The sequence below is a fragment of the Amycolatopsis sp. NPDC003865 genome (genome assembly GCF_053605345.1).
This window is the reverse complement of sequence record NZ_JBSGJA010000004.1, coordinates 152102-177786: the sequence shown is the minus strand read 5'-3', so window position 1 is coordinate 177786 and position 25685 is coordinate 152102. Positions and strand designations below refer to the sequence as shown.

Annotated in this window: 27 protein-coding genes; 14 read left to right on the top strand and 13 right to left on the bottom strand. The window is 72.1% G+C overall.

The genetic code is table 11. The features are described 5' to 3' along the window. Positions 1-169: 169 nt before the first annotated feature. A complete protein-coding gene (locus ACWEVP_RS12430; RefSeq protein WP_452062638.1) occupies positions 170-2149 on the bottom strand; it encodes an SDR family oxidoreductase in 1980 nt (659 codons plus the stop codon). A 59-nt stretch (positions 2150-2208) separates the two neighbouring features. Continuing rightward, positions 2209-2412 (bottom strand): hypothetical protein, encoded by a 204-nt coding sequence (locus ACWEVP_RS12425; protein ID WP_452062637.1) that lies wholly within the window; start codon positions 2410-2412, stop codon positions 2209-2211. A 205-nt stretch (positions 2413-2617) separates the two neighbouring features. Here ACWEVP_RS12425 and ACWEVP_RS12420 point away from each other — a divergent pair, with 205 nt between their 5' ends. Continuing rightward, positions 2618-3841, top strand: a complete 1224-nt coding sequence (locus tag ACWEVP_RS12420; RefSeq protein WP_452062636.1) for an NAD(P)/FAD-dependent oxidoreductase — start codon at positions 2618-2620, stop codon at positions 3839-3841. Here ACWEVP_RS12420 and ACWEVP_RS12415 read toward each other — a convergent pair. Then, complete coding sequence (locus ACWEVP_RS12415) at positions 3810-4553, bottom strand: MerR family transcriptional regulator (protein ID WP_452062635.1); 744 nt, start codon at positions 4551-4553, stop codon at positions 3810-3812. The two genes, ACWEVP_RS12420 and ACWEVP_RS12415, sit on opposite strands and share 32 nt — an antisense overlap. Before the next feature lie 46 nt (positions 4554-4599). On the opposite strand from ACWEVP_RS12415, the gene ACWEVP_RS12410 reads away from it, so the two are divergent. After that, positions 4600-4863, top strand: a complete 264-nt coding sequence (locus ACWEVP_RS12410; RefSeq protein ID WP_452062634.1) for a hypothetical protein — start codon at positions 4600-4602, stop codon at positions 4861-4863. On the opposite strand, the gene ACWEVP_RS12405 is transcribed toward ACWEVP_RS12410, so the two are convergent. After that, positions 4853-6058 (bottom strand): multidrug effflux MFS transporter, encoded by a 1206-nt coding sequence (locus ACWEVP_RS12405; protein ID WP_452062633.1) that lies wholly within the window; start codon positions 6056-6058, stop codon positions 4853-4855. The genes ACWEVP_RS12410 and ACWEVP_RS12405 overlap by 11 nt on opposite strands. 205 nt (positions 6059-6263) lie before the next feature. On the opposite strand from ACWEVP_RS12405, the gene ACWEVP_RS12400 reads away from it, so the two are divergent. From ACWEVP_RS12400 to ACWEVP_RS12375, 6 genes are read left to right on the top strand one after another with little or no spacing between them, the layout of a single operon-like run. After that, complete coding sequence (locus ACWEVP_RS12400) at positions 6264-7115, top strand: fumarylacetoacetate hydrolase family protein (RefSeq protein ID WP_452062632.1); 852 nt, start codon at positions 6264-6266, stop codon at positions 7113-7115. A 2-nt stretch (positions 7116-7117) separates the two neighbouring features. Beyond that, positions 7118-8422: an enolase C-terminal domain-like protein gene (locus ACWEVP_RS12395; protein ID WP_452062631.1), complete on the top strand. Its 1305-nt coding sequence runs from the start codon at positions 7118-7120 to the stop codon at positions 8420-8422. Then, a complete protein-coding gene (locus ACWEVP_RS12390) occupies positions 8415-9161 on the top strand; it encodes an SDR family NAD(P)-dependent oxidoreductase (protein WP_452062630.1) in 747 nt (248 codons plus the stop codon). The genes ACWEVP_RS12395 and ACWEVP_RS12390 overlap by 8 nt, the downstream gene beginning before the upstream one ends. Before the next feature lie 32 nt (positions 9162-9193). Next, positions 9194-10234 (top strand): sugar ABC transporter substrate-binding protein, encoded by a 1041-nt coding sequence (locus ACWEVP_RS12385; RefSeq protein WP_452062629.1) that lies wholly within the window; start codon positions 9194-9196, stop codon positions 10232-10234. Continuing rightward, complete coding sequence (locus ACWEVP_RS12380) at positions 10231-11754, top strand: sugar ABC transporter ATP-binding protein (RefSeq protein ID WP_452062628.1); 1524 nt, start codon at positions 10231-10233, stop codon at positions 11752-11754. Before ACWEVP_RS12385 ends, ACWEVP_RS12380 begins: the two co-directional genes overlap by 4 nt. Further along, complete coding sequence (locus tag ACWEVP_RS12375) at positions 11751-12764, top strand: ABC transporter permease (RefSeq protein WP_452062627.1); 1014 nt, start codon at positions 11751-11753, stop codon at positions 12762-12764. Before ACWEVP_RS12380 ends, ACWEVP_RS12375 begins: the two co-directional genes overlap by 4 nt. A gap of 28 nt (positions 12765-12792) precedes the next feature. On the opposite strand, the gene ACWEVP_RS12370 is transcribed toward ACWEVP_RS12375, so the two are convergent. Beyond that, entirely contained in the window at positions 12793-13515 is a 723-nt protein-coding gene (locus ACWEVP_RS12370; RefSeq protein WP_452062626.1) for a FadR/GntR family transcriptional regulator, read from the bottom strand. Positions 13516-13595: 80 nt separating this feature from the next. Between ACWEVP_RS12370 and ACWEVP_RS12365 the strand changes: the two genes are divergently transcribed. The 3 genes from ACWEVP_RS12365 to ACWEVP_RS12355 are packed head-to-tail and all read left to right on the top strand — an operon-like array spanning position 13596 to position 15756. Then, complete coding sequence (locus ACWEVP_RS12365) at positions 13596-13934, top strand: L-rhamnose mutarotase (RefSeq protein ID WP_364515797.1); 339 nt, start codon at positions 13596-13598, stop codon at positions 13932-13934. Between the two features lie 5 nt (positions 13935-13939). Continuing rightward, the gene (locus ACWEVP_RS12360; protein ID WP_452062625.1) at positions 13940-14908 is read left to right on the top strand and encodes an aldo/keto reductase; all 969 of its coding nucleotides are present in this window, start codon (positions 13940-13942) and stop codon (positions 14906-14908) included. Then, positions 14905-15756, top strand: a complete 852-nt coding sequence (locus tag ACWEVP_RS12355) for an amidohydrolase family protein (RefSeq protein ID WP_452062624.1) — start codon at positions 14905-14907, stop codon at positions 15754-15756. Before ACWEVP_RS12360 ends, ACWEVP_RS12355 begins: the two co-directional genes overlap by 4 nt. Positions 15757-15787: 31 nt before the next feature. On the opposite strand, the gene shbA is transcribed toward ACWEVP_RS12355, so the two are convergent. The 4 genes from shbA to ACWEVP_RS12335 form a co-directional block, all read right to left on the bottom strand. Then, complete coding sequence (gene shbA / locus ACWEVP_RS12350; RefSeq protein WP_452062623.1) at positions 15788-16444, bottom strand: RNA polymerase sigma factor ShbA; 657 nt, start codon at positions 16442-16444, stop codon at positions 15788-15790. Between the two features lie 254 nt (positions 16445-16698). After that, complete coding sequence (locus ACWEVP_RS12345) at positions 16699-16995, bottom strand: DUF202 domain-containing protein (RefSeq protein WP_452062622.1); 297 nt, start codon at positions 16993-16995, stop codon at positions 16699-16701. 415 nt (positions 16996-17410) lie between these two features. Continuing rightward, positions 17411-17764 carry a YidH family protein gene (locus ACWEVP_RS12340; protein ID WP_452062621.1) on the bottom strand — a complete coding sequence of 118 codons (354 nt, stop codon included), beginning with the start codon at positions 17762-17764 and terminating at the stop codon, positions 17411-17413. An 11-nt stretch (positions 17765-17775) separates the two neighbouring features. Further along, positions 17776-18255 carry a GtrA family protein gene (locus ACWEVP_RS12335; protein WP_452062620.1) on the bottom strand — a complete coding sequence of 160 codons (480 nt, stop codon included), beginning with the start codon at positions 18253-18255 and terminating at the stop codon, positions 17776-17778. Between the two features lie 151 nt (positions 18256-18406). Here ACWEVP_RS12335 and ACWEVP_RS12330 point away from each other — a divergent pair, with 151 nt between their 5' ends. Both ACWEVP_RS12330 and ACWEVP_RS12325 read left to right on the top strand, forming a co-directional pair. Beyond that, the gene (locus tag ACWEVP_RS12330) at positions 18407-18817 is read left to right on the top strand and encodes a hypothetical protein (RefSeq protein WP_452062619.1); all 411 of its coding nucleotides are present in this window, start codon (positions 18407-18409) and stop codon (positions 18815-18817) included. An 83-nt stretch (positions 18818-18900) separates the two neighbouring features. Next, a complete protein-coding gene (locus ACWEVP_RS12325) occupies positions 18901-19194 on the top strand; it encodes an iron-sulfur cluster biosynthesis family protein (protein ID WP_020644357.1) in 294 nt (97 codons plus the stop codon). A gap of 64 nt (positions 19195-19258) precedes the next feature. On the opposite strand, the gene ACWEVP_RS12320 is transcribed toward ACWEVP_RS12325, so the two are convergent. The 4 genes from ACWEVP_RS12320 to ACWEVP_RS12305 all read right to left on the bottom strand — a co-directional run bounded on the left by ACWEVP_RS12320 (position 19259) and on the right by ACWEVP_RS12305 (position 24430). Beyond that, positions 19259-20380 carry a glycerate kinase gene (locus ACWEVP_RS12320; RefSeq protein ID WP_452062618.1) on the bottom strand — a complete coding sequence of 374 codons (1122 nt, stop codon included), beginning with the start codon at positions 20378-20380 and terminating at the stop codon, positions 19259-19261. Next, positions 20377-21321 carry a 2-hydroxyacid dehydrogenase gene (locus ACWEVP_RS12315; protein WP_452062617.1) on the bottom strand — a complete coding sequence of 315 codons (945 nt, stop codon included), beginning with the start codon at positions 21319-21321 and terminating at the stop codon, positions 20377-20379. Before ACWEVP_RS12315 ends, ACWEVP_RS12320 begins: the two co-directional genes overlap by 4 nt. A gap of 30 nt (positions 21322-21351) precedes the next feature. Next, complete coding sequence (locus ACWEVP_RS12310; protein WP_452062616.1) at positions 21352-22239, bottom strand: SGNH/GDSL hydrolase family protein; 888 nt, start codon at positions 22237-22239, stop codon at positions 21352-21354. 106 nt (positions 22240-22345) lie between these two features. After that, the gene (locus ACWEVP_RS12305) at positions 22346-24430 is read right to left on the bottom strand and encodes an alpha-galactosidase (RefSeq protein ID WP_452062615.1); all 2085 of its coding nucleotides are present in this window, start codon (positions 24428-24430) and stop codon (positions 22346-22348) included. A gap of 76 nt (positions 24431-24506) precedes the next feature. On the opposite strand from ACWEVP_RS12305, the gene ACWEVP_RS12300 reads away from it, so the two are divergent. Beyond that, on the top strand, positions 24507-25676 hold the full coding sequence (locus ACWEVP_RS12300; RefSeq protein WP_452062614.1) for an ROK family protein: 1170 nt from the start codon (positions 24507-24509) through the stop codon (positions 25674-25676). The last annotated feature ends 9 nt before the right edge of the window (positions 25677-25685 follow it).

Genomic DNA, 25685 nt, shown 5'->3' with positions numbered 1-25685 from the left:
GCCGTGCCGATCGCGGCCGTCTCATCGGCCGTGGCGGATCGTTCCCCAGTACTGCTGATTTCGCGCATTTCGAACTCCCCAGTTCACGCCCGTACCGGTGTACGGGACTCGCGCGAGGGTAGAAGTACCGTCGTGCCCAGATCCAGCGTTTCGGCGGAATTCGCGGAGATCAGGCACGACGGCGCCAGATCAGGCGGGTGATCGCCGCCGCGACCGCCGCCGGCGCGGGCCGGCGGGCCAGCCCCCGGGCCTCGGGCGCGGACTCCCGCATCGCCGAGTACGCCAGGTGCGCGGCGAACCGCGCCACCCGCGGCGCGGCGAGCGTCGCCAGCTCGGCGGCCCGGCCCTCGGGCAGGCTCAGGATCTCCGGCCGCTCCTCGAGGGCCTTGACGACGAGCGCGGCCGCGCGCTCCGGGCTGCTCGACGGGATGCCGCGGTACCCGGTCGGCGCGATCATCGGCGTCCGCACCAGGGGCATCCGCACCGACGTGAACGTGACGCCGTCCGAAAGCGTCTCGCGCCCCGCCGTCAGCCCGAACTCCTCCAGGGCCGCCTTCGACGCCAGGTAGGCCGAGAACCGCGGGGTGTCGGTCTGCAGGCCCTGGGTCGTCACGTTGACGACGTGGCCGAACCGCCGCCGCGCCATCGACGGCAGGAACCCGAGGATCAGCCGCACCGGCCCGAAGTAGTTGATCGCCATCGTGCGCTCGAAGTCGTGGAAGCGTTCGGTGGACAGCGCGACCGAGCGCCGGATCGACCGGCCGGCGTTGTTCACCAGCATGTCGACCGCCCCGTGCTCGCCGAGGACGTCCTTGACCAGCGCGTCGACGGCGTCGCCGTCGGTGAGGTCGCAGGGGTACGCCGCGGCCACGCCGCCGGCCGCGGTGATCTCGTCGCGGACCTCCGCCAGCTCCGGTTCCCGCCGCGCCACGAGGATCACCTTCGCGCCCTTGCGCGCGACGGCCAGCGCCGACGCCCGGCCGATCCCCGACGACGCGCCGGTGATCAGCACGGTCCGCCCGGCGAGCCCGTGCTGCCGCCGGGCGCGGTCGGGGTCGAGGTGGGCCTGCCAGTAGCGGTAGAGCGGCGCGGCGTAGTCCCGGAGTTCGGGCAGCTCGATCCCGCTGCCGAACAACGCGGTCGTCGTCCGCGCGGTGTCGAAGACGACGTCCATGCTGAGGTGCGGCAGCACGTCCAGCGGGATGCCGAGTTCTTCCAGGACGGCGGCCCGGGTGGCTCGGCCGCCGGGCACGCGGTCGACGCCGTTCGCCGCCGCGTGCGCCAGCCGGGTGCCGACCCGCCGCAGCACGCCGGACGGCCGCGCGGGCAGCACCGCGCGGATCGTGGGACCGCCGGCGGCGCGCGCGAAGGCGTTGTAGACGGAGTTCAGCGACTGCGGCCGCGCGGCGGCGAGGTGGTAGGTCGCCCCGGACGGTGCGTCCCGGTGCATCAGGAAGTCCATCGCCTCGACGACGTAGTCGACCGGCACCAGGTTCGTCGCGCCGAGGTCCGGCGCGGCCAAGGGAAGCCGCGCGGGCAGGGAAGCCAGCCGCGAGATGGCGGGCAGGAAGAAGTACGGGCCGTCGGCCTTGTCCATCTCACCGGTGCGCGAGTCGCCGACGACGGCCGAGGGCCGGTAGACGCGGAAGGGCAGGGCCTGCTCGCGGACGAGCTTCTCGGCCTGGAACTTCGTCGCGTGGTACGGCGAAGAGAAGCGCTGCCCGAGGTCGAAGTCGGCCTCGGTGAACCGCCCGGCGTGGTCGCCCGCGACGGCGATCGAGGACACGTGGTGCACCAGGCCCGCCTCCGCCGCGGCGGCGAAGGCGAGCAGGTGCCGGGTGCCGTCGACGTTGGCGCGCCGGTTGGCCTCCTCGCCGGCGGTCAGGTCGTAGATCGCGCCGAGGTGCACGACGTGGTCGAGGTGGGGCAGCCCGGCGGGGTCGGCGCCGAGCCGCGGTTCGGCGAGGTCGCCGACCACCGGGTGCAGCTTCTCCGCGCCCGGCCAGGCCGCGGCCAAGGCGGTCAGGCGGTCGCGGGAGGTTTCGCGGACCAAGGCGTACACGGCGGACGTCTCCGGTCGCCGCAGCAGGCGGGCGACCAGGCGTTTGCCGATGAAGCCCGTCGCGCCCGTCACGAAGTAGGTCGTCATGGCCGGTCCCTTCGGTAGGGGACCGACTCTAACCTACTGGAAAGTAGGAACGGTAGTTGTCAGGTTTCCGGCTGGTCGTCGGCGGTCGCCACGACGGCGTCGCGCAGGGCGGCGCGCAGCCGTCCGACGTCGAGCGGGCCCAGTACGGCCGCCTCACCCGGCGGCGCGACCAGCACCACCTTGTCGTTGCTGACGAACACCGTCACGTCCCTCCGCCTGCCGGCCAGATCCCGGCAGCCGACCGACCATTCGCCCCGACTCATGGTCGCCGCCTCCGTTTTCTCCTCGTGGTCGTGCTCCGTGCGAGGGTGGGAGCGAAGCGCGGAGACGCTATGACGCCGGTTCACCCGATCTGCCTACTCGCGGGTTTTCTCTTGCGCTTCGCGGATTTCCGGCGTATCCCCCGGTCGTGGCGACGCCCGTTCGGGAGTACCGTCCGCACCGTCTCGTCGACGTGGGAGGTCACTGATGTCGGAGCCGCGGAAGATCGTCATCGTCGGTGCGGGCCTGGGCGGGGCGTCCGCCGCGGCCGCGTTGCGCGAACGCGGCTATCCCGGCGAGGTCCTGCTGATGGGGTCCGACCCGCACCGGCCGTACGAGCTGCCGGCGCTGTCGAAGGGCGTCCTGCTCGGCAACGGCGACGAACCCGACTGGGTGCACGAGGAGAAGTTCTACGCCGAGAAGGACATCCGGTTCACCCCCGGCGTCACGGCGACCCGGATCGAGCTGGGCGCCCGCCTGGTGCTGGACGACGCGGGCGGCGAGCACCGCTACGACCGCCTGGTCCTGGCGACCGGCTCCCGGCCGCGCTCGCTCCCGGTGCCCGGCGGCGACCTGCCCGGCCTGTACACGCTGCGCAGCCTCGACGACTCGCTCAAGCTGCGCTCGGCCTTCGCCGAAGCGGAGCGCGTGGTGATCGTGGGCGCCGGCTGGATCGGCTCGGAGGCCGCGGCGGCGGCCCGGACGCACAACGCGGACGTGACGGTCGTGGACCCGGTAGCGGTCCCGCTGGCGAACGTCGTCGGCGAGACGATCGGCGGGGTGTTCCGGGACCTGCACGTGGCGAACGGCGTGCACTACCGCCTGGGGGAGCAGGTCGCGGAAATCACGGGCGGCCCGGACGGCGTCCGCGGGGTCCGGCTCGGCAGCGGTGACGAGATCACGGCGGACGTGGTCCTGATCGCGGTCGGCGCGGCACCCCGGGTCGAGCTGGCCCACGCGGCTGGCCTGGAACTGTCCGACGACGGCGGGGTGTGCGTGGACGCGGGCCTGCGCACGGCGGCCCCGGACGTGTACGCGGTGGGCGACATCGCGGCGCACTTCCACCCGCGCTACGGCCGCCGGATCCGCGTCGAGCACTGGGCGAACGCGAAGGACCAGGGGACGCACGTGGCGCAGAACCTGCTGGGGGAGAACGAGCCGTTCCTCAAGTCACCGTACTTCTTCACCGACCAGTACGACCTGGGGTGCGAGTACCGGGGGCTCGCGGACCCGGCCGTGGACGAGCTGGTGGTCCGCGGCGACCTGGCGGCCCGCGACTTCACGGCGTTCTGGCTGCGCGACGGCGAAGTCGCGGCGGCGATGAACGTGAACCAGTGGGACGACGGGGACGCGCTGGGAGCCTTGGTGGACGGGCGCGCGAAGGTGACGGCGGAGCAGCTCAAGACGGCCGATCTGGCGTCGCTGACCTGAGGCGGTCGCGGATCAGCGCGTCGAGCCGCCGCCAAGCGGGCGACGACGCGTTGACCGCGCCCTGCACCAGTTCCGGGATCGCGGAACCCCGTTCGTAGGAAGGCAGTTCCGCGCCGTAACGCGCTCGGGTCGCCGTGACCAGCCGCTCGGCCAAGGCGTCGACGCGGGGGTCGTGCGGGTCGACGTCGTGCACCCCGTCGTACTCCAGCACCAGGGAAAGCAGTGCCGGGTCGGCCAGCATCGACGACTGGTCGCGGAAGTTCGCGCGCGCCGTCTCCGGGTGGGTGGCGAACACCAGCAGCCACAAGTCGTTCTGCAGGGTCACCCAGCGCTCGCTGAACCCGAGATCGGGCAGGCGGGAAAGGAACTCGACGACGTCGGCGGGCAACGCGGACAGCCGGCCGTCGGCGAGCCGCCGGAGCCGGGCCCGGGTGTCCTGCAGGCCGCGGATGCGGGCGGCGAGGTCGTCGTCGATCTGCTTGAGCGCCGGAAGGAGGTCCTCGCCCGAGCGGAGCTCGCGGATGCGCGCCAGCGGCACGCCCGCCTCGGCCAGCGTGCGGATCTTGATCAGCTCGACGGCGTCGGCCGCGCTGTAGCGGCGGTAGCCGGACGCGTCGCGCGGCGGCTCCGGGAGAAGCCCTTTCGCGTGGTAGACGCGGATCGCCTTGGTCGTCACCCCGACGTACCCGGCGAGCTGTCCGATGGTGAGCACCCCGCCATCGTCGCACTTGACCTTGCCCCAGGGGCAAGGTCGCAGGATGACCGGCATGGCGGACTACGAGACCCTGCGCGCGCTGGCCGACGAGGGCAACGAAACGGCGCTCGACCGGCTCGCCGACCTCGCCGACGCCCGCGGCGACGTCGAAGGGCTGAGCGAGCTGCTCGACGAAGGCTGCGACCACGCCGGCGCGCTGCTGACCCGCCGCGCGGTCGCCGCGGAAGACCTCCTGGAGCTGCAGCGCATCGCCGACGCCGGCCACGAACCGGCCGGTGAAGAACTGGAGCGCCTGCTCAGGAAGTGACTTCGCGCGCCAGGGTCAGGTAGGCCAGCAGGGCCAGCAGCGCGAACCCGGCCATGGTCGCGGCCATCGGCACCGCCGTCCCCGGCCCGCCGAGCCCGACCAGCGGCGTCGCCACCGCGCCCACCACGAACTGCAGCACGCCCAGCAACGCCGACGCCGCGCCCGCCGAGCGCGCGTGGGACGCCAGCGCCAGCGAACTCGCGTTCGGCGTCACGAGCCCGACGCTCGACACCAGCAGGAACAACGACACCAGCAGCAGGGCCAGCGGCGCCCGGAAGAGCGCCGAAGCCAGCACCGAGGCCCCGCCGAAAACGCCCAGCAGCAGCCCGGAAAGCAGCAGGACGCGTTCCGGCACCCGCCCGGCGAGCCGGCCGTTCAGCTGGCCGGCCAGCACGATGCCGACGCCGTTGACGCCGAACACCACGCTGTACGCCTGCGGGCTCAGCCCGTACACGCCCTGCAACGCGAACGACGACCCCGAGATGTAGGCGAACATCGACGCGAACAGCAGCCCGGACGCCAGCGCGTACCCGGCGAACGACCGGTCCAGCACCAGCCGTCCGTAGGTCCGCATCACGCGGCCGAGCCGTGCGGGGGAGCGGAGCGGCGAGGGCTCCGGCAGGAAGAACGCCACCACGGCCAGCAGCAGTGCCCCGAACGCGGTCAGCACCACGAACACCCCGCGCCACGACGTCCAGTTCAGCAGCTGCCCGCCGATCAGCGGCGCGAGGATCGGGGCCAGCCCGCTGACCAGCATCAGCGTCGAGAAGAACTTCGTCATCGCGGTGCCGGAGAACAGGTCGCGCACGGTGGCGCGGGCGATCACGATGCCCGCCGCCGCGCCGAGGGCCTGCACCAGCCGCGCGGCGATCAGCAGCCCCGCGTCCGGGCTCACCGCGCACAGCACCGACCCCACGACGTACAGCGCGAGCCCTGCCAGCAGCGGGCGGCGGCGGCCGAGCGCGTCCGACAGCGGCCCGACCACCAGCTGTCCCAGCGCCAGGCCGGCGATGAACGCGCCGAGCGTCAGCTGGACCGTCGTGTCCGCCGCGCGCAGGTCGGCCGCCATCCGCGGCAGCGCGGGCAGGTACATGTCGATCGACAGGGGGCCGAACGCCGAGAGCCCGCCCAGGACAAGGACGAACTTCAGCCGCGACCGCCTGTTCGGCGCGGTGCGTTCCGCCGTGGTGGTCATGCGCCTCCCGTCGGTCTCGGTTCCGACCAGCGACGCGCTGACCTGCGCTATTCCGGGCTGTGATCGGTGACACGCCGTGGGTGGGCGAGCACTGTACCGGTACTGATCCGATCAATTTTCCGACCGATTGGGCGTCAGCTCTGGATCGAGCGAACCGGCTGCGATATACATCGGATGTCTGGTCGGGCGGGTGAAGGGAAAATCCGTGCAGCTTGTGCGCCTCGGGGAGCCGGGAAGTGAGCGTCCGTTCGTGCGTGCCGACGACGGCACGACCTACGAGCTGGGCGGGCTGACCGCCGACGTCGACGGCGGTTTCCTCGCCGCGGACGGCATCGCCCGCGCGGCCGCCGCGCTCGCCGCCGGGGAACTGCCGAAGGCGGACGTCGGCGGCCTGCGGGTCGGCTCGCCCGTCGCGCAGCCCGGCAAGGTCGTCTGCATCGGCATGAACTACCGCCGCCACGCCGAGGAAACCGGCGCGACGCCGCCCACCGAGCCGGTCGTCTTCATGAAGGCGCCGGACGTCGTGGTCGGCCCCGGTGACGACGTCCTCATCCCGCGCGGCTCGGTCAGCACCGACTGGGAGGTCGAGCTCGGCGTCGTCATCGGCAAGACCGCCCGCTACCTCGAGAGCGTCGAGGAAGCCCTCGGGTACGTCGCCGGTTACGTCGTGTCGAACGACGTCTCCGAGCGCGCGCTGCAGTTCCGCACCGCCCAGTGGGACAAGGGAAAGTCGTGCGAGAACTTCAACCCGCTCGGCCCGGCGCTCGTCCCGGCGGGCGAGGTGCCCGACCCGCAGGACCTCGGCCTGCGCCTGTGGATCAACGGCGAGAAGAAGCAGGACTCCTCCACCAAGGACATGATCTTCTCGGTGGCCGAGATCATCCACCACCTGAGCCAGGTGATGGTGCTGCGGCCGGGCGACCTGATCAACACCGGCACGCCCGAAGGTGTCGCGCTCGGACAGCCCGACCCGAAGCCGTACCTGCGCGACGGCGACGTCATCGAGCTCGAGATCGACGGGCTCGGCCGGCAGCGCCAGGTCGCGAGGCAGGCCTGACCATGGCGAAGATCACCGGCATGGAGGTCCTCGACGTCCGGTTCCCGACGTCGAAGGAACTGGACGGCTCGGACGCGATGAACCCCGACCCGGACTACTCGGCCGCCTACGTGGTGCTGCACACCGACGGCGGCCCGGACGGCTACGGCCTCGCGTTCACCATCGGCCGCGGCAACGACGTCCAGGCCGCGGCGATCCGGGCGCTCGCCCCGCACGTCGTCGGCCGGGACGTCCCCGAGGACGCGGCCGCACTCGGCGACCTCTCGCGCACCCTCGTCGGCGACTCGCAGTTCCGCTGGCTGGGCCCGGAAAAGGGCGTCGCGCACATGGCCGTCGGCGCGATCGTCAACGCTGCCTGGGACCTCGCCGCCCGCCGCGCGAGCCTGCCCGTCTGGCGGTTCGCGGCGCGCATGACACCGGAAGAACTGGTGTCCCTGGTCGACTTCCGGTACCTGTCCGACGCGCTCACCGAGGCCGAGGCCCTGGAGATCCTGCGGCGCGCGGAACCCGGCCGCGCCGAACGCGTGAAGCAGCTCGAAGCGCACGGCTACCGCGCCTACAGCACGTCCCCCGGCTGGCTCGGGTACGCCGACGCGAAGCTCGTGCGGCTCGCCGAACAGGCCGTCGCCGACGGCTTCGAGATGATCAAGCTGAAGGTCGGCGGCAACCTCGAGGACGACGTCCGGCGCATGAAGCTCGCCCGCGAGACCGTGGGCCAGGACGTCCGGATCGCCGTCGACGCCAACCAGCGCTGGGACGTCTCGGCCGCGGTCACCTGGATGACCGCGCTCGCGCCGTACGACCCGTATTGGATCGAGGAACCGACGTCCCCCGACGACGTCCTCGGCCACGCGGCCATCGCGAAAGCGCTTGCGCCCATCCGCGTCGCGACCGGGGAGCACGTCCAGAACCGCGTGGTCTTCAAGCAGCTGCTGCAGGCGGACGCGATTTCGGTGCTGCAGCTGGACGCCGCGCGCGTCGGCGGGTTCAACGAGAACCTCGCGATCCTGTTGCTGGCCGCCAAGTTCGGCGTCCCGGTGTGCCCGCACGCGGGTGGCGTCGGGCTCTGCGAACTCGTGCGGCACCTGTCGATGTTCGACTTCGTGGCGGTGTCCGGCACCGACGCGGACCGCTCGATCGAGTGGGTCGACCACCTGCACGAGCACTTCACCGACCCGGCCGTCGTCGAGCGCGGCCGGTACCTCGCCCCGACCGCACCCGGGTTCTCCGCGCGCATGCACGACGCCACGCTGCGCCGGTTCCGCTTCCCGGACGGTCCCGAGTGGACGGAGACCGCACGTGAGTGAATTCGAGGGCCTGGTGGCCGCCGTCACCGGAGGCGCCTCGGGCATCGGCAAGGCGGCCGCGGACCTGCTGGCCGAGCGCGGCGCGCAGGTGGCGGCGCTGGACCTGAAGCCGGGTGACGACGGCATCCGCTGCGACGTCTCCTCCGACGACGAAGTCCGGTCGGCGATCGACGCCGTCGTGGACCGCTTCGGGCGCCTCGACATCCTCGTCAACAACGCCGGCATCGGCGCCCAGGGCGACGTCACCGGCAACGACGACGACGAATGGCACCGCGTGTTCGACGTCAACGTCGTCGGCATGGTCCGGCTCGCCCGCGCCGCGTTGCCGCACCTGAAGAACTCGCCGTCCGCGGCGATCGTCAACACCTGCTCCATCGCGGCCTGGGCCGGCCTGCCCAACCGCGCGCTCTACTCGGCCAGCAAGGGCGCGGTGCTTTCGCTGACCCTGGCCATGGCGACCGACCACCTGCCCGACGGCATCCGCGTCAACTGCGTGTGCCCGGGCACGGCGGACACCCCGTGGGTCGGCCGCCTGCTCGACGCGGCCGACGACCCGGCGGCCGAACGCGCCGCTCTCGCCGCCCGCCAGCCGATGGGCCGGCTGGTCACCGCCGGCGAGGTCGCGAACGCGATCGTCTACCTCGCCAGCCCCCTCTCCGCCTCGACCACCGGCACCGCGCTCGCGGTCGACGGCGGCATGTACGGCCTGCGTCCTCGCGGCCCCGTTCACCACGACTAGAAGACTTCCCCGCCGTCATCAAGGAGGATGCTGTGCGCACGAAGGTGATCAAGGTGGCCGCGGTCGCCGCCTGCGGCCTGGTTCTGGCCGCCTGTGGGTCCACGAAGGACAACGCGGCGGCGCCCGCGGCGGGCGGCGGCGCCGGCGGCAAGGTCGGGGCCACGCTGCCCCTGCTGACCTCGCCGTTCTGGCAGGCCTACAACAACTACGTGCCCAAGATGGCCAAGGAAGAGGGCGTCGACGTCCTCCCGACGGTCAACGCCGACAGCGACCCCGCGAAGCTGATCACCGACATCGGCACCTTCCTCAACCAGGGCGTCAAGGGCCTGGTCGTGACGCCGCTGGACTCGGCCGCGATCGTCGCCGGGCTCAAGCAGGCCGAGAACAAGGGCGTGCCGGTCGTCGCCGTGGACGTCGCCCCCGAAGGCGGCAAGGTCGCCATGGTGGTGCGGGCCGACAACAAGGCCTACGGCACCAAGGCCTGCGAAGCGATCGGCGAGAAGGTCAAGTCCGGCAAGGTCGTGCAGATCATGGGCGACCTGGCCTCGGTCAACGGCCGCGACCGCTCGGAGGCCTTCCGCGACTGCATGAAATCGAAGTACCCCGGCATCCAGGTGCTCGAGATCCCGGCCGAGTGGAAAGCCGACAAGGCGTCCTCCGGCCTGGACAGCATGCTGACCGCCAACCCGGACATCAAGGGCGTCTACATGCAGGCCGGCGGCGTCTACCTGGCCCCGACCGAGCAGGCCCTCAAGCGCAAGAACCTCTTCTTCCCGGTCGGGGACCCGAAGCACATCGTGCTCGTGTCCAACGACGGCATCCCGCAGGAGCTGGCCGCGATCCGCGCCGGCGAGCTGGACGCCACCGTGTCCCAGCCGGCCGACGCCTACGCGAAGTACGGCCTGTACTGGCTGAAGAAGGCCATGGCGGGCGAGACGTTCAAGGCCGGCCCGACCGACCACGACAGCACCATCGTCGAGATCAGCCCCGGCATCCTCGAGGACCAGCTGCCCGCGCCCGTCATCACCAAGGACAACGTGGACGACAAGGCCCTCTGGGGGAACAACCTGTGACCGCGCTGCCCGCCGGCGAATCCGCCGCCGGAGTGGTCAGCGCCGTAGGGGTCGGAAAGCGCTACGGCCCGACCGTGGCGCTGCACGACGTCAGCCTCACCGTGCGCCCCGGCGAGTCGCACGCGCTCGTCGGGCGCAACGGGGCCGGCAAGTCGACGCTCGTCTCCATCCTCACCGGACTGTCCGCCACGGACACCGGGCACGTCGAGTTCGGCGGCGAGCCGGCCCCGCCACTGTCCAGGCAGGACGACTGGAAGGCGCGCGTCGCCTGCGTTTACCAGCACGCGATGGTCGTCCCGCAGCTGACCGTCGCCGAAAACCTGTTCCTCAACCGGCAGGCGGGCGGCGGGTTCTCGATCGGCTGGAAGTCGTTGCGGCGCAAGGCCCGCGAGCTGCTCGACTCGTGGGATGTGCACGTCGACGTCGACACCCCGGCCGGGGAGCTGTCGGTCGAGGACCGGCAGTTCGTCGAGATCGCCCGCGCGCTGTCCTACGGCGCCCGGTTCATCGTCCTCGACGAACCGACCGCGCAGCTGGACAGCCAGGCCATCGAGCGGCTCTTCGAACGGATGCGCCAGATGCAGGCGGGCGGGGTGACGTTCCTGTTCATCTCCCACCACCTGCACGAGGTGTACGAGGTCTGCCAGGCGGTGACCGTGCTGCGCGACGCGAAGCACGTGCTCACCGCGCCGGTCGCCGAGGTCGGGAAGGCCGAACTGGTCGACGCGATGACCGGCGAGCCGGGCGGCCTGTCGGTCCGCGACGCCGCGTCCCGGGAATCCCTCGAAGCGGACGTCGCGGAGATCCTTTCGGTGGACGGGCTGACCGGCGACGGCTTCCGCGACGTCTCCTTCCGGCTGCGTCGCGGCGAAGTCGTCGGCCTCGCGGGCAGCAACGCCAGCGGCAAGCACCAGGTCGCCGAGACCGTCTACGGCCTGCGGACGCCGTCCGCGGGCACGGTCCGCGTCGACGGCTCGCCGCTGCGGCCGGGCGACATCCCGGCGGCGATCCGGGCGGGCATCGGCTGCGTGCCGCGCGACCGGCACCACGAAGGTCTGGTCCTGGAGCACTCGATCGCCGACAACGCCACTCTGTCCATTTTGGACCGAATGGGCCGCGGCGGGATCGCGTCGCCCACTGCCCGGCGCGCGAAGGCGTCGCAAGCACTGAAGGACTACGACATCGTGGCCGCGGGCGCCGACCAGCCCGTGTCCGACCTGTCCGGCGGCAACCAGCAGAAGGTCGTGCTGGCCCGGGCCCTGATCGGCGACCCGCGGGTCGTGGTGCTGATCAACCCGACCGCCGGGGTGGACGTGAAGTCGAAGGAGGCGCTGCTCGCGGTCGTCGACCGGGTGCGCGCCGAGGGCAAGGCGGTGCTGATCGTCAGCGACGAGCTCGACGACCTGCGCCTGAGCGACCGCGTCCTGGTGCTGCGCGCCGGGGCCGTCGTCGCCGAACACCAGGCCGGGTGGTCCGACGGCGACCTCGTGGCCGACATCGAAGGAGTCGAGCTTTCGTGACCGACGTGATGACCTCTCCCCAGACGGAGCTGCCCGCTCCACCGCGGCGCCGCAAAGCCGTCTGGCTGCGCGAACTCGCGCTGCTGCCCGCGCTGGTCGTGGTGTTCGTCATCGGCGGCCTGGTCGACGACACGTTCGTCGGCTGGAGCAACATCGTCAGCATCCTGACCGCGTCGGCGGCGCTGTCGCTGGTCGTGCTGGGCGAGTCGCTGGTGCTGATCACCGGGAAGTTCGACCTGTCGCTGGAATCCACGATGGGCCTGGCGCCGGCGCTCGGCGCGATGGTCGTGATCCCGGCGGCGTCGGCGGGCTTCGGCGTCGAGCTGCCGGCCGCGATCGGGCTGCTGGTGATCCCGCTGTGCGGCGCGCTGGTCGGGTTCGTCAACGGCTTCCTGATCGTGAAGCTGAAGCTGAACGCCTTCATCGTGACGCTGGCGATGCTGACCGTGCTGCGCGGCGTCCAGGTCGGCTCGACCAAGGGCAAGACGCTGTTCAACCTGCCCGACTCGTTCACGAACCTGGCGACGACGACGTTCGCCGGGCTGCCGATGTCGGTGTGGCTGGCGGCGGTGCTGTTCGCGATCGCCGGCTGGGTGCTGCGCTACCACCGCGTCGGCCGCGCGCTGTACGCGATCGGCGGCAACCGCGAAGCCGCGCGGGCGGCGGGCGTGCGCGTCGACCGGATCGCGTGGGCGGTGTTCGTCGTCGCCGGGATCCTCGCGGCGATCGGCGGGCTCGCGTACACGGGTTACGTCGGGGCCTTGGGCGCCAACCAGGGTTCCGGCATGATCCTGCAGGTGTTCGCGGCGGCGGTGATCGGCGGTGTCTCGCTCGACGGCGGCAAGGGCACCCTCGTGGGCGCCCTCACCGGCGTGCTGCTGCTGTCATCGGTGTCGAGCCTGCTCAACTACGCGCACGTGACGGCGGAGTGGCAGGGCGCGATCTACGGCGCCATCATCCTGGTCGCGCTGATCATCGCCCGGTACGCGGGTGGAAAGCCCCAGACCTGATGGTCACTCCGTGATCATCGGATCACTGTCAGGAGGCTTCCGCGGCCGGCCCGTCGTCCACCGTCGGGTCGTCCGCGGTGCCCAGCGCGTTGCGCAGCCACTGTTCGACGCCCGCGACGTGCACGGTCGCCCACGAGCGCGCCAGCTCCGGCTCGCGGGCCGCGATCGCCTCGTAGATCGCGGTGTGCTGCTCGCGGGTCTTCGCGACCGCGCCCTCCTGGGTGAGGCCGCGCCAGATCCGCGCGCGAGCCGTCGGCCCGGACAGGCTGTCGAGCAGCGAGCACAGCACCGGGTTGCCGGAACCGTCGGCGATCTTGCGGTGGAACTGCAGGTCGTTCGCGACGAGCGCTTCGACGGTCGGGGAGTCCTCCAGCTCGCCGAGCAGCTGGCCCAGCTCGGTGATGTCGTCGTCGCTCATGTGCAGCGCGGCCATCGCGGTGGCCGCCGGCTCGAGGATCCGCCGCACGGCGAGGAAGTCGAGCACGGTGTCGTCGCGGTGGAAGTCGACCACGAACGTCATCGCGTCGAGCAGCAGGTTCGGCTCGAGGCTGGTGACGTACGTACCGTCGCCCTGGCGGACGTCGAGCACCCTGATCAGGCACAACGCCTTGACGGCTTCCCGCAGGGAACTGCGCGACAGCCCGAGCCGCTGGGCCAGCTCGGCCTCCTTCGGCAGCCGGTCGCCCGGCGCCAGCTCGCCGGAGATGATCATGTCCTTGATCTTGTCGATCGCGACATCGGTGACGGGCATCGCGTCCGCCTTCCCTGCAACAGACCTCGGATGTTTCGGTGTTCGACACCAGCGTGCCATGACCCGGCCAAGGAGTGGTGATGACCCACCAACGCGAACCACAAAGAGTGGCTCTGCACACGAGGCTCAAGCCCGGCAAGGAAGCCGAGTACGAGTCCGTCCACGCCGTCATCCCGCCCGAGCTGGACGTCGCCCTGCGCGAAGCCGGCGTCCGCACCTGGCGGATCTGGCGTAACGGTCTCGACCTCTTCCACGTCGTCGAAGTCGACGACTACGCGGCGATGCGGGCGGCCCTGCGCGACCACCCCGCGAACGTCCCCTGGCAGGCCAGGATGGCGGAGCTGCTGGCCGTCGAAGACGACTACTCCGGCGGAGACACCGGCATCGGGCTGGTCTGGGAACTGCCGGAAAAGGAGTGACGGCGTTGGAAATCCCCCTGTCCCCGCTGGGGCTCGGCTGCGCGCAGCTGGGCAACCTCTACCACGCGATCAGCGACGAGACGGCGGCCGCGACCGTGCGCCGCGCGTGGGACGAGGGCGTCCGGTACTTCGACACGGCGCCGCACTACGGCCTCGGCCTCTCCGAGACCCGCCTCGGCGCGGCGCTGCGGTCGTTCCCCCGCGACGAGTACGTGCTGTCCACGAAGGTCGGGCGTGTGCTGGAGCCGAACCCGGACGGCGCCGGCGCGACCGACGACCAGGGCTTCGCCGTCCCGGCCGCGTACAAGCGGCGCTGGGACTTCAGCCGCGACGGCGTCCTGCGCTCCCTCGAGGACAGCTTGACGCGGCTCGGGCTCGACCGCGTCGACATCGTCTACGTCCACGACCCCGACGACCACTTCGAAGAGGCGCTGCGCGGCGCCTTCCCGGCGTTGCGCGAACTGCGCGAGCAGGGCGTGATCGGCGCGTTCGGCGCCGGCATGAACCAGGCGCCGATGCTCACCGAGTTCGTCCGCCGCACCGACCTCGACGTGCTGCTGGTGGCGGGGCGCTACACGCTGCTCGACCAGCCGGCGCTCGACGAGCTGCTGCCGCTCTGCCTCGACCGCGGGGTTTCCGTCGTCGCCGGCGGCGCGTTCAACGGCGGCATCCTGGCGACGGCCGAGCCGGGCCGCTTCTACGACTACGCCGAAGCCCCGGCCGAACTGGTCGAGCGGGCCGCCGAGATCGCGGCGGTCTGCGCGCGGCACGGCGTCGAGCTGCCGGAAGCGGCGCTGGCGCTGCCGATGGCGCATCCCGCGGTGGCGTCGGTGGTCGTGGGCGCGCATGATCCTGCGCAGGTGAGCGTCAACGCGCGCCGCGCGCGGGCCGTGGTGCCGCCGGAACTGTGGACCGAGCTGGTCGACGCGGGCCTGCTGCGCGCCGACGTCGTCACCGCCGAAGGAGTCTCATGATCGACGCGCACCACCACCTGTGGGACCCGGCGCGGCGTGAGTACCCGTGGATGGCGGGGTCGGCCCTGGACCCGATCCGCCGTCCGTACACGGTGGACGACCTGCGCGCGGTGACCAAGGCGGCCGGGGTGCACGCGACCGTGCTCGTCCAGACGGTGTCGTCTTCGGAAGAGACCGCGGAGTTCCTGGCGGCCGCCGCCGCGGAGCCGGTCATCGCGGGCGTGGTCGGCTGGGTGGACCTCACGGCGCCGGACGTCGTGGATCGGCTGGCCGCCTTGGAAGGCCCCTTGGTGGGGATCCGGCACCAGGCGGAGAGCGAGCCGGACGACGAGTGGCTGCTGCGCCCGTCGGTGCTGGCCGGGCTGGGTGCGGTGGCGTCGGCGGGCTTGGCGTACGACCTGCTGGTCCGCGCGCCGCAGCTGCCCGCCGCGGCTTCGCTGGCGGAGCGGCTGCCGGAGCTGCGGCTGGTGCTGGACCACGCGGCGAAACCGCCGATCGCGGCGGGGGAGTGGGAGCCGTGGGCGTCGGGCGTCGCGGCGCTGGCCGCGCACGAGAACGTGGTGTGCAAGCTCTCCGGGCTGGTCACGGAGGCGGACTGGACGGGCTGGGAGGTCGGGCACCTGCGCCGGTACGTCGACCACGTGCTGGACGTCTTCGGCCCGTCGCGGCTGCTGTTCGGCTCGGACTGGCCGGTCTGCGAGCTGGCGGCCTCGTACGAAGTGGTGCTGGACGCGGCGATCGCGCTGACCGGCTCGCTGTCGGACGCCGAGCGGCTGGACGTGTTCGAGCACAACGCCCGCCGCGTCTACGGCTTGGATGCGAGCGGGGAAACCTCTTCCAGGGGGTAAAAGAGGTTTCCCCGCCCGCCGCTGGGGTGGCCTAGAACTCTTCGTCGCTGATCATGGCGCGCAGCCGCGTCAGGGCGCGGTGCTGCGTCACGCGGACGTTGCCCGCGGAGATGCCGAGCGCTTCGGCGGTCTCCTGCGCGGAGAAGCCGACGGCGATGCGCAGGGTCAGGATTTCCTGCTGAACGCGCGGCAGCGAGGCGAGCAGCCGGCCGAGCCGGGCGCCGAGGTCGAGGTGCAGCGCGTGGGACTCGGGCTCGTTGCCGGCGACGTGCGGGCTCTCGGGGAGCTCGGGGACGGGCTCGGAGCGGTCGCGGGCGACGGCGCGGTAGGCGTCGGCGACCTTGTTGGCCGCGATCGCGTGGACGAGGTAGAGGAACGAGCCGCCGCGGTCCTGATAATCCGGAAGGGCCTTCAGGACGGCGAGGCACACCTCCTGCGCGACGTCGTCGGCCGAGAGGTAGGAGAGGTCGCGCCCGCCCATCCGCGCGCGGCAGTACCGCACCACGACCGGCTCGATCATCTGGAGCAGGTTGTGGATGGCGGCGGGGTTGCCCTCGCCCGCGTCCTTGACGAGCGGGTCGAGATCCTCCTTGGTGAGCCGTCCGCTGGGCCGCGGCAATGACTCGGGAGTGCGATAATCGCGAACGTCGCTGGCGGATTGCTCGGTGGTCCTCGGCGGTGCTGTCATGAGTCGTCTCCCCGGCCGACCCTCGACCGTCGCTGCCGGGGGGTCAACTCTCTGTGACTTTCCGATCGCAGATACTCCACGAGATCCTGGCTCACCTGCGGTCCGTGCGACGCTGGGTAATCGTAAGCACCTCTCCCGCCGTCAGTCCAGATTTCAACGACCAATACCCCGTTAGCAGCAGCGGTCGTGATGTTCCCGCGACCCGGCCGCGCACATTGCGATTAATCGGTTTCAGGATGTGCCGAGTTCACCCGTCAGTGGAGCACGGCCACGGAAGCGGCAGTCGCGGTCACGGCGAGCGACGCGGCCGCGGGCAGAATCGGGCTCAACGCGGCGGGCCGCCCGGCGCGCAGAGCGCGTTCCCGCCGCACGCCAACGCCCGCGAGCAGGGCGGATGTGACGGCGGCGAGCAGAACGGGGAGCAGGGAGACACCCCAATGGCGCTGGGCGGCGGAGTGCAGGAGCAGTACGGTGCAGGCGGCGGAGGCGAGGGCGGTTCGCCGCCAGGCCAGCCCGGTCCGCTCGGCTTGGGCGCCGCCGGGGCTGGTCACGCGGGGGTCCGGTGGCGGATGACGGTACTTCTGACGTCGCGATAATCGCGAGGGAGCGGTATTCGGGCACCGGGATGGGGTGAAGCCCGGTTGAGCCGAATGGCCCGAGCGCCGTCCTCCGGGGCGTGGGTAACCCGATCGGGTGGGGTCCAAGTGAGTGCGGTCCGTGGTCGCACGGATGGCCGCGGGCCGGCGTGCAACCGCGCTCCGGGCTCGGCCGCCATCCGCCCGGCGCGGCCGCGCCGCGGTGTCGTGGTCGGCGGCGGTGGCCCTTCGCTTGGCTTTTTCGCGGCGTGGCGGGGCCGCGGTGTCGTGGTCGGCGGCGGTGGTCCTCCGCTGGGCTCTTTCACGGCGTGGCGGCCTCGGTCGAGCCGTGGTGTCGGGGCCCGTCGCGCTCGCCCGTCGTCCGCCTTCTTCACGACACGGCCACCAGTACGGCCGCCGCCACGATCAGCGCCAGCAGCCCGCCCGTCAGCACCACGATCATCCAGCTCCGCGGCAGCGGCTCGCCGGCCCGCATCGCGATCTGCACCCGTCGCCAGCGCGGGTACGCCGTCGCCGCCAGCGCTGCCGCCAGTACCACGCACAGCCCCGCCAGCACCGTGCTCGCCGCCGCGGGTGCCGGGACCAGCTGGTGGACCGCGACCCCGCCCGCCAGCAACCCCAGCGCCGTCCGCAGCCACGCCAGGAACGTCCGCTCGTTCGCCAGCGTGAAGCGGTAATCCGGTTCGGTGCCGCCTTCGTGGGGCGTGATGTCGTCCGAGGCCACGTCCCCAGACGCTAGCCGGTGTGGGCCGCCGCGGCGCCTTCGGTGCGGTGCGCGAACACCCACCAGCGCAGCACCGCGAACCGCACGAACCCGCCGACCAGGCTGGCCAGCAGCAGCGTGCCCGTCTCCTCCCACGACGTCGGCCGGTCGACCACCGCGTCCAGGACCGCCAGTACCGCCGAGCCGTACCCCGCGTAGAAGGCGAACGTCAGCAGGTCCTGCAGGTGCCGCTTCCCCGCGTTGCTCCGCCGTCCGGAGAAGGTCACGCGGCGGTGGAACTCCGTGTTCCCGACCGTCGTCAGCGCGATCGCGACCAGGTTCGCCACCTGGGAGCCGAGCTCGTCGCGCAGCAGGAGGAACAGCACGGCCTGGACGCCGGTCGTCACCACGCCGGCCACGACGTACCACGCCGCGTGCGTGCCGAGCTCGTGGTGGCGTTCGGGGTCGGTGGCGAGGAGCCGGTGCTCCGGTGCGCACCTGCTGGTGGCCATGGTGTCAAGCTACCTCGCGTTCACAAACTTGTGAATGTGTTAAACCAGATGAAGAAATGTGATCCCGGCGACACCACCGGAGTTTCGGCCTCCGGGACCCCGGGTAGGTCACCACCGATGATGCTTGTTGCCTACGCGCCGGGAGAGACCAGTGAGTGACCGTGACGCGGCCGAACCGGAAAGCTTGGACCCCAGCGAAGCGCTGGACGAAGACGAGCTGCGCGTGGACCCCCTCGAAGAAGGGGTGGAGCCGCCCGAGCACTGGAGCGCCGCCAACCGCTTCGGCACGACGCCCCGGGAAATCCGCGAGGGCGAGCCGATGGACCAGCGCCTCGCCGAAGAGGTGCCCGACGCCGAGCCGGAGCCCGTGCCGGAGCGGCCGCTCGCGGTGACCCCGGCGGACGAGCTCGACGAGTCCGTCGAGGACGCGCCGCCGGACTTCGAGCCGGTGGCCCCGGACGACGAGATCCCGCGCCGGCACGCCGACCCGGATCCGCGCGAACAGGCGGACTACGCGGGCGGGTCCGTGGCGGACGCCATCCGCGAGGCACGGCAGGGCTGATCCGCTCAGACTGCGTGTCCGAACGGACCCCCCTAGCGTGGGGGCTTCCAGTGCATCGGACCGCGACGAAGGGAAGGCCGTAGATGCTGACCGTGACCGAAGCCGCCGCCGAGGCGATCACCGCACTGACCAGCCAGGGGGAGGGTGACGCCGGGCTCCGCCTGGCGGTGCAGAACGCCGACGGCGAGAGCGCGCAGCTCGCGCTGTCGGTCGCCCCCGAACCCGCGGAGGGCGACAGCGTGCTCGGCGCCGAGGAAGGCCCGAAGGTCTTCCTGGAACCGCAGGCTGCGGCGTTGCTCGACGACAAGGTGCTCGACGTCCAGGAGGACGAGGCCGGCGGAGTCGCCTTCGCCGTGCTGCCGCAGCACACGAGCTGACCACGGCGGACGGGCCTTTCGCAGCGCGGCGGGAGGTCCGTTCGCCGGCGGTGCCGTGCCCGGGTCAGCCGGCCCGCCAGGCGCGCACCACCTCCTCCGCGCGAGCCCGCAGCAGTTCCGCCGCGTGCGCTCGCGCGTAGTCCAGGGACGGCGCGTGGTCGAGCAACGCGCTGCTCCCCACCACGCCCAGCCGCGCCAGCCCGGCGGAATCGAGCTGGATCCGCCCGGCCAGCGCCAGCACCGGCACCCCGCGGGGCCGGGCCCGGTCCGCGATTCCCGCCGGTGCCTTGCCGTTCAGGCTCTGCTCGTCGAGCGACCCCTCGCCGGTGATGACGAGATCGGCGCCGTCCAGCGCCTGGTCGACGCCGGTCAGCCCGGCGATGAGGTCGAACCCGGACTCGACGCTCGCCCCGAGCGCGATCGCGGCGGCGGCCACCCCGCCACCGGCCCCCGCACCCGGAACCCGCGAGACGTCCGGGGCGCCGCCCACCTGAAGCGCGTGCGCCCACCGCCCGAGCGCTTCGTCGAGCAACGCGACCTCCGAGGGTCCGGCGCCCTTCTGCGGCCCGAACACCGCCGCCGCCCCCGACGGCCCCAGCAACGGGTTCGTGACGTCGGTCGCGACGGCGACGCTCACCCCGTTCAGCCGCTCCCGCACCGGCGTCAGTTCGGTCGAGGCGACGCGGCCCAGCGTCCCGCCGCCCAAGCCGACCGGCGCGCCGAACGCGTCCAGCACACCGGCGCCGAGCGCGCCCAGCATCCCGGCGCCGCCGTCGGTGCTGGCCGTGCCGCCGACCGTCAGCACCAGCCGGCGGGCGCCGTGCACGAGCGCGTCCATGAGCAGCTCGCCGACACCCCAGGTGTGCGCGGCCAGCGCGGTTTCCGGGCTGGGCTCGACGAACTCGATCCCGCACGCGCGCGCGGACTCGACGTACGCCGTGCCGTCCAGTACCGCGTAGGACGCCTTGACCTGCTCGTCCAAGGGGCCGCGGACCGTCAGCCGCACGAGCCGCGCGCCCGCCGCTTCGAGGACGTCGAGGGTGCCTTCGCCGCCGTCGGCGACCGGGCACGTGACGACCTCGGCGTCCGGCAGGGCGTCGCGCACGCCGAGCGCGATCGCCTCCGCGGCCTCGACCGCGGTGAGACTGCCCTTGAACTTGTCGGGTGCGATGACGACCCTGGTCACGGCTTCACCTCCGTCAGCGGGGCCCGTCCGCCCAGCACTTCGACGACGTTGCGGGCCGCCAGCACGGCCATCTCCGTCCGCGTCTCCACCGTGGCGGACCCGAGGTGCGGGCTCAGCACGACGTCGTCGCGGCCGAGCAGCCGCGGTTCGACCTCGGGCTCCTTTTCGAACACGTCCAGCGCGGCGCCGGCGATCTCCCCGGCCTCGAGGGCGTCCGCCAGCGCGGCCTCGTCGACGACCGGGCCGCGCGTCGTGTTCACCAGGTACGCGCCGGGTTTCATGGCGCGCAACGCGGCGGCGTCGAGGAGGTGCCGGGTCTCGGGTGTCAGCGGGCAGTGCAGCGAAACGACGTCCGACCGCGCCAGGAGATCCTCGAAGGACACGTACTCCGCGTCGAAGTCCTGCTTCGACCGTCCTGAGTAGACGATCGACATCCCGAACGCCTGCGCCCGGCGAGCCATCGCGCGGCCGATCTGGCCGAGCCCGACGATACCGAGCGTCTTGCCCTGCAGGCCCGAGCCGAGCAGGAACCCGAGGTGGAACGACCACGGCGTGCGCGAGCGCAGCAGCCGCTCGCCTTCGCCGAGCCGCCGCGTGACGGCGAGCAGCAGGCCGAACGCGAGGTCGGCGGTCGCGTCGGTGAGCACGCCCGGCGTGTTCGTGACGACGATCCCGCGCGATGCCAGCGCCGGGACGTCGACGTTGTCGTACCCGACGGCGACGTTCGCGACCACCTTCAGCCCCGGGCCGGCGGCGTCGGCCAGCGCGCCGTCGAGCCGGTCGTGCAGCATCCCGACGACCGCCGAAGAGCCGGAGACGAACTCGCGCAGTTCGTCCGGCGCCAACGGCCGGTCGGCGGGCGACACCACCACGTCGCCCGCCTCGGCGAGGAGCTTCACCGCGTCGTCGGGAATCCATCGGGTCACCACGATCTTGGCCACTCCGACAGACTAGTTCACGGCACCGACAATTCAGCCCCGCTGAACCGCGTCGAGGACGATCTCCGACTGCGCCGCGGCCCCGGCTCCGTTGGGGTGGAAGGGGAACGCGAGCAGCAGCGGGTTGCTCGTCGAGATCGGGATCAGGCCCTCGACGTACCGGACCGTGGGCGCTTGGCACGCGTCGTGCCCGAGCGTGGGGGAGTAGGTGTCGACGAGTTCGACGCCGTTGTCCGCGGCCACGCGCGCGAGCATCGCGTTCATCGAAAGGAACTTCGCCTGCAGGTAGGCGACGTCGCCATCGGCGATCGGGATGACCGGCCAGCAGCCCTTCCCGCTCGCGGGCAGCCCGGCGAGGTAGTTCACCAGCAGGATCCGCGCGTTCGGCGAGCGCTCTTTGATCGCCTGCAGCGATGCCGCGATCTTCGGTTCCGTCGCGGCGACAGCGTTTTCCAGCTGGTCGACGCCGCCCGCGGTGAACTTCGCCTTGCACGTGCTCACCGGCAGCAGGTTCAGGCACTTCGTCACGGCCGACGCGAGCCCGATGTCGTTGCCGCCGATCCCGACGGTGACGAGGTCCGTGGTGGCCGTGAGCCGGTCGAACTGCGGCGGGTTCGTCCCGCCCAGCGGCAGCTTCTGCGGCTGCGTGAAGTCGGTCGTCGTCGCGCCGCCGCAGCTGGCGTCGCGGAACGTCCCGACGCCCAGCGCGCCGGCCAGCTCGTGCGGGTAGTCCGAAGTGGACTGCGCGCAGTCGAGCGGGGTGAACTCGGTGCTGGGTGGCAAGGTGACGAAGACGTCGGCGGTCCACGAATCGCCCAGGGCGACGTACTCGTGGTAGCCCGTGCTCGCCGACGCCGGGGCGGCGAAGGCGAGCACGGCGAGCGCGGGGATCGTGAGCAGGGCGGACAGGCGCTTGCGCATGCTGCCTCCGTTGGCGAGCAGGGTGAAGGACTTTCACATTCGGCTCGCGGTGCGTGAAAAGTCAATCGGTCTCACCCGCCCCGGTCACGCCGATCGGCGTGGGTAATCAGACCCTGGTCAGCCGCACCACCGCGCTCGCGTAGCCGCTGCCCGGCAGGTCGACGTCGAGGCCGTGGCTCAGCAGCACCGCCCCGTCGTGCGCGACGCCGCCGGAATCGCGGTACCGCGCGGACGGATCCAGCCCGGCCAGGCGCGGCGGCGTGACCGGCCGCGCGAACTCCGTGGGACGCCGCCAGAAGAACACGACGACCTCGCCGCCCAGGACGTACTGGACAGCTGTCAGCGCCGACGTCGCCGGGTCCGTCAGCCGGTACAGCTCGCCCTGCTGCACGACCGGCCGGATCTCCTTGTACAGCGCCACGAGTTCCGCCGCTTCCGCGAGTTCGGCGGCCGACCAGCGGGGCAGGTCACCGCCGAGCCCGAGCACCCCGGCCATCGCGACGTGGAAGCGGAAGCTCAGCGGCGCTTCGCGGCCGGTCGTCGGGTTCGGGCTGTCGGTGACCCAGGCCGACATCGTGCCCGCCGGGTAGAGCTGCCCGTAGCCGTGCTGGATGGTGATCCGGTCGGCGGCGTCGGTGTTGTCCGACGCCCAGATTTCGTCGGTGCGCGCGAGGATCCCGAGGTCGGTCCGCCCGCCGCCGCCGGCGCAGCCCTGGATCCGCAGCGCCGGGTGGTCGGCGCGCAGCCGGTCCAGGATCGCGTGCACCGCGCGGACGTGGTCCACCCACACCCGCCCGGCCTCGCCGCCGGGCCAGCCGGCTTCGGTGAACGCGCGGTTCATGTCCCACTTGAGGTAGTCGATGCCGTGCTCGCCGACGAGCCGGTCGAGCCACTTGTGCGCCCAGTCCGCGACGTCCGCGCGCGCGAAGTTCAGGACCAGCTGGTTGCGCAGCGTGGTGCGTTCGCGGTGGGCCATGTGCAGCACCCAGTCCGGGTGCGCGCGGTAGAGATCGCTGTCCGGGTTGACCATCTCCGGCTCCACCCACAGCCCGAACTTCATCCCGTGCGCGTGGACGGCGTCGACCAAGGGGCCCAGCCCGTCCGGGAAGCGCTGTTCGTTGGGGGTCCAGTCGCCGAGCCCGGCGGTGTCGCCGGTGCGGGCGCCGAACCAGCCGTCGTCCATGACGAACAGTTCGGCTCCCAGTTCCGCCGCGGCCGCCGCGAGGGCCGTCTCGGTGGCTTCGTCGACGTCCCAGCCGGTCGCCTCCCACGAGTTGTAGACGATCGGCCGCAGCTCCTCGGGGTGCGGCTGGACGAACTCGCGGACGTAGGCGTGCCACCGCCGGCTGGTGCCGCCGAAGCCGTCGGCCGAGTAGAGCCCGGCGAACACCGGCGTCTCCCACGTTTCGCCGCGCAGCAGCCGCCAGCCGACGTGCTCGTGGCCGAACCCGCCGGTCCACGTGACGCGCCCGGTGTGCGTGTGCTCGACGGTGATCCGCCAGCTGCCGCTCCAGGCGAGCGCGGTGGACCACACCTCGCCCGCCGTCTCGGTCGCGTCGCCCGCGTCGAGCATCACCCACGGGTTGACCTGGTGGCTGGACACGCCGCGCCGGCTGGTGAGCGTGGTTTCGCCGACCGGCACGGCTTCGCGCAGCACGCCGTACTCGGCGCTCCAGGCCCCCGACGTCCGGGTCAGCCGCGCGCCGTCGCGCCGGGGAAGCGTCCACGACGCGGAATCGGTGCGCAGCAACGAGATGGGGACCTCGCCGGTGTTGCGCAGCGACGTCCAGCGCTCGACGACGTTGCCGCGGACGCGGTAGTGCAGCGAGAGTTCCAAGGGGTAGTGCCGGTCCGCGAGCCGCACGACCAGGGAGTCCTCGGTGCTGGTGTGCCCGTCGTAGCGCCACTCGAGCGCCGACGTCCCGTCTTCGTACCGCACGGCCAGTGCCGCGACGCCGAAGAACGCGCCGCCCTCGGCCGGCAGTTCCTGCCGTTCGTCGCCGGGCTCGTCGAAGCTGCTGTCGGCCGGATTGCGGCGCGCGGCGACCTGCGTGGCCTGGGCCAGCGTGAGCGGCGGGCCCCAGTGGACGTGCCGCGGCCGGTCGTCGGCGTCGAGGCGGAAGGCGTAGGAGCTGTCGGGGGTGCGCAGCAGCCAGAGCCGGTGCGCGGGGTCGTGTTCGACGAGCGACATGATCCCGAGCGTAGGCATGACCAGCGAAAAAATAAATTCTTGACGAAGTTAATTAATCCTGCCTACCCTTCCGGCCATGCCTCGCAGTGCACCGGCAAGGGCGCCGATCACCAGTCCCGCGGCGGCGACCGTGTTCACCACGGTCCTGACCGAAGGGCCGGTCTCCCGCGTCGACGTCGCCCGGCGCACGGGGCTGTCGTCGGCCGCGGTCACCAAGGCGGCCCGGCCGTTCATCGAAGCCGGTTACCTCGAAGAACTCGCCTCCGAAGGGCGCACCACACCCGGTGCCGGCCGCCCCGCGAACCCCCTGGCCATCCGCCCGGACCGCGAGTACTTCGTCGGCGTCAAGATCACCGGCGACGACCTCATCGGCGTCGTCACCGACCTGCGCGCCGACGTCCGGGCCAGCGCCCACCACGCGCTGAAGAGCCACGACGTCGAGCACGTCGTCGGCGCTTTGGCCGACCTCGTCGGCGAGCTGCTGACCGGCGACCTCCGCGAACGCGCCTACTGCCTGGGCGTCGCGGTGTCCGGTGACGTCGACCGCGCTTCGGGCGTCGTCCGGTACTCGCCGTTCCTCGGCTGGCGGGACGTGCCCCTGGCGGCCCTCCTGGAAGAGGCCACCGGGCTCACGGCGACGCTGGAGAACGACGTCAAGGCGCTCGCCGTCGCCGAGCAGTGGTTCGGCGAAGGCGTCGGCGCATCCTCGTTCGCGCTGGTCACCGTGGGCACCGGGATCGGCAGCGCGCTCGTCGTCAACGGCGATCTCGTCCGCGGCGCGCACGGGGTCGCGGGTGAGATCGGGCACGTCCCGGTCGCCGACGGCGGCCCGGCCTGCCACTGCGGCGGCCAGGGCTGCGTCGAAGCGATCGCCTCCACCGAAGCGATCTTGACGCGCGCCCGCGAAGTCGCCGGCGACCCCGCGTTGACCACGGAAGACGCCGTGACGCGCGCCCGCGGCGGCGATGACGCGCTGCGCGAGGTCTTCGCCGGGGCGGGGCACGCGATCGGGCTCGGCCTGGCCGCGCTGGTCAACCTGTTCGGCCCGGAGCGGGTCGTCGTCTCCGGTGAAGGCGTCGCCACCTACGACTTGTTCGAAGACCAGATCCGCCGGACCTTCGCGGTCCAGGCGTTCGGCAGCGCCGCGCGGTGCGGCCTGGTGATCCGGCCGCTGCCGTTCGAGGAGTGGGCGCGGGGGGCGGCCGCCGTCGCCATCCAAAGTCTTTTCGTCGCCGAGAGCGTCTAAGGAGTCCCT

Bases quoted from the DNA above. Each gene is read 5' to 3' on its own strand.
- ACWEVP_RS12430 (WP_452062638.1), bottom strand. From the start codon at position 2,149: ATGACGACCTACTTCGTGACGGGCGCGACGGGCTTCATCGGCAAACGC.
- ACWEVP_RS12425 (WP_452062637.1), bottom strand. From the start codon at position 2,412: ATGAGTCGGGGCGAATGGTCGGTCGGCTGCCGGGATCTGGCCGGCAGG.
- ACWEVP_RS12420 (WP_452062636.1), top strand. From the start codon at position 2,618: ATGTCGGAGCCGCGGAAGATCGTCATCGTCGGTGCGGGCCTGGGCGGG.
- ACWEVP_RS12410 (WP_452062634.1), top strand. From the start codon at position 4,600: ATGACCGGCATGGCGGACTACGAGACCCTGCGCGCGCTGGCCGACGAG.
- ACWEVP_RS12405 (WP_452062633.1), bottom strand. From the start codon at position 6,058: ATGACCACCACGGCGGAACGCACCGCGCCGAACAGGCGGTCGCGGCTG.
- ACWEVP_RS12395 (WP_452062631.1), top strand. From the start codon at position 7,118: ATGGCGAAGATCACCGGCATGGAGGTCCTCGACGTCCGGTTCCCGACG.
- ACWEVP_RS12370 (WP_452062626.1), bottom strand. From the start codon at position 13,515: ATGCCCGTCACCGATGTCGCGATCGACAAGATCAAGGACATGATCATC.
- ACWEVP_RS12365 (WP_364515797.1), top strand. From the start codon at position 13,596: ATGACCCACCAACGCGAACCACAAAGAGTGGCTCTGCACACGAGGCTC.
- ACWEVP_RS12355 (WP_452062624.1), top strand. From the start codon at position 14,905: ATGATCGACGCGCACCACCACCTGTGGGACCCGGCGCGGCGTGAGTAC.
- shbA (WP_452062623.1), bottom strand. From the start codon at position 16,444: ATGACAGCACCGCCGAGGACCACCGAGCAATCCGCCAGCGACGTTCGC.
- ACWEVP_RS12335 (WP_452062620.1), bottom strand. From the start codon at position 18,255: ATGGCCACCAGCAGGTGCGCACCGGAGCACCGGCTCCTCGCCACCGAC.
- ACWEVP_RS12325 (WP_020644357.1), top strand. From the start codon at position 18,901: ATGCTGACCGTGACCGAAGCCGCCGCCGAGGCGATCACCGCACTGACC.
- ACWEVP_RS12310 (WP_452062616.1), bottom strand. From the start codon at position 22,239: ATGCGCAAGCGCCTGTCCGCCCTGCTCACGATCCCCGCGCTCGCCGTG.
- ACWEVP_RS12305 (WP_452062615.1), bottom strand. From the start codon at position 24,430: ATGTCGCTCGTCGAACACGACCCCGCGCACCGGCTCTGGCTGCTGCGC.
- ACWEVP_RS12300 (WP_452062614.1), top strand. From the start codon at position 24,507: ATGCCTCGCAGTGCACCGGCAAGGGCGCCGATCACCAGTCCCGCGGCG.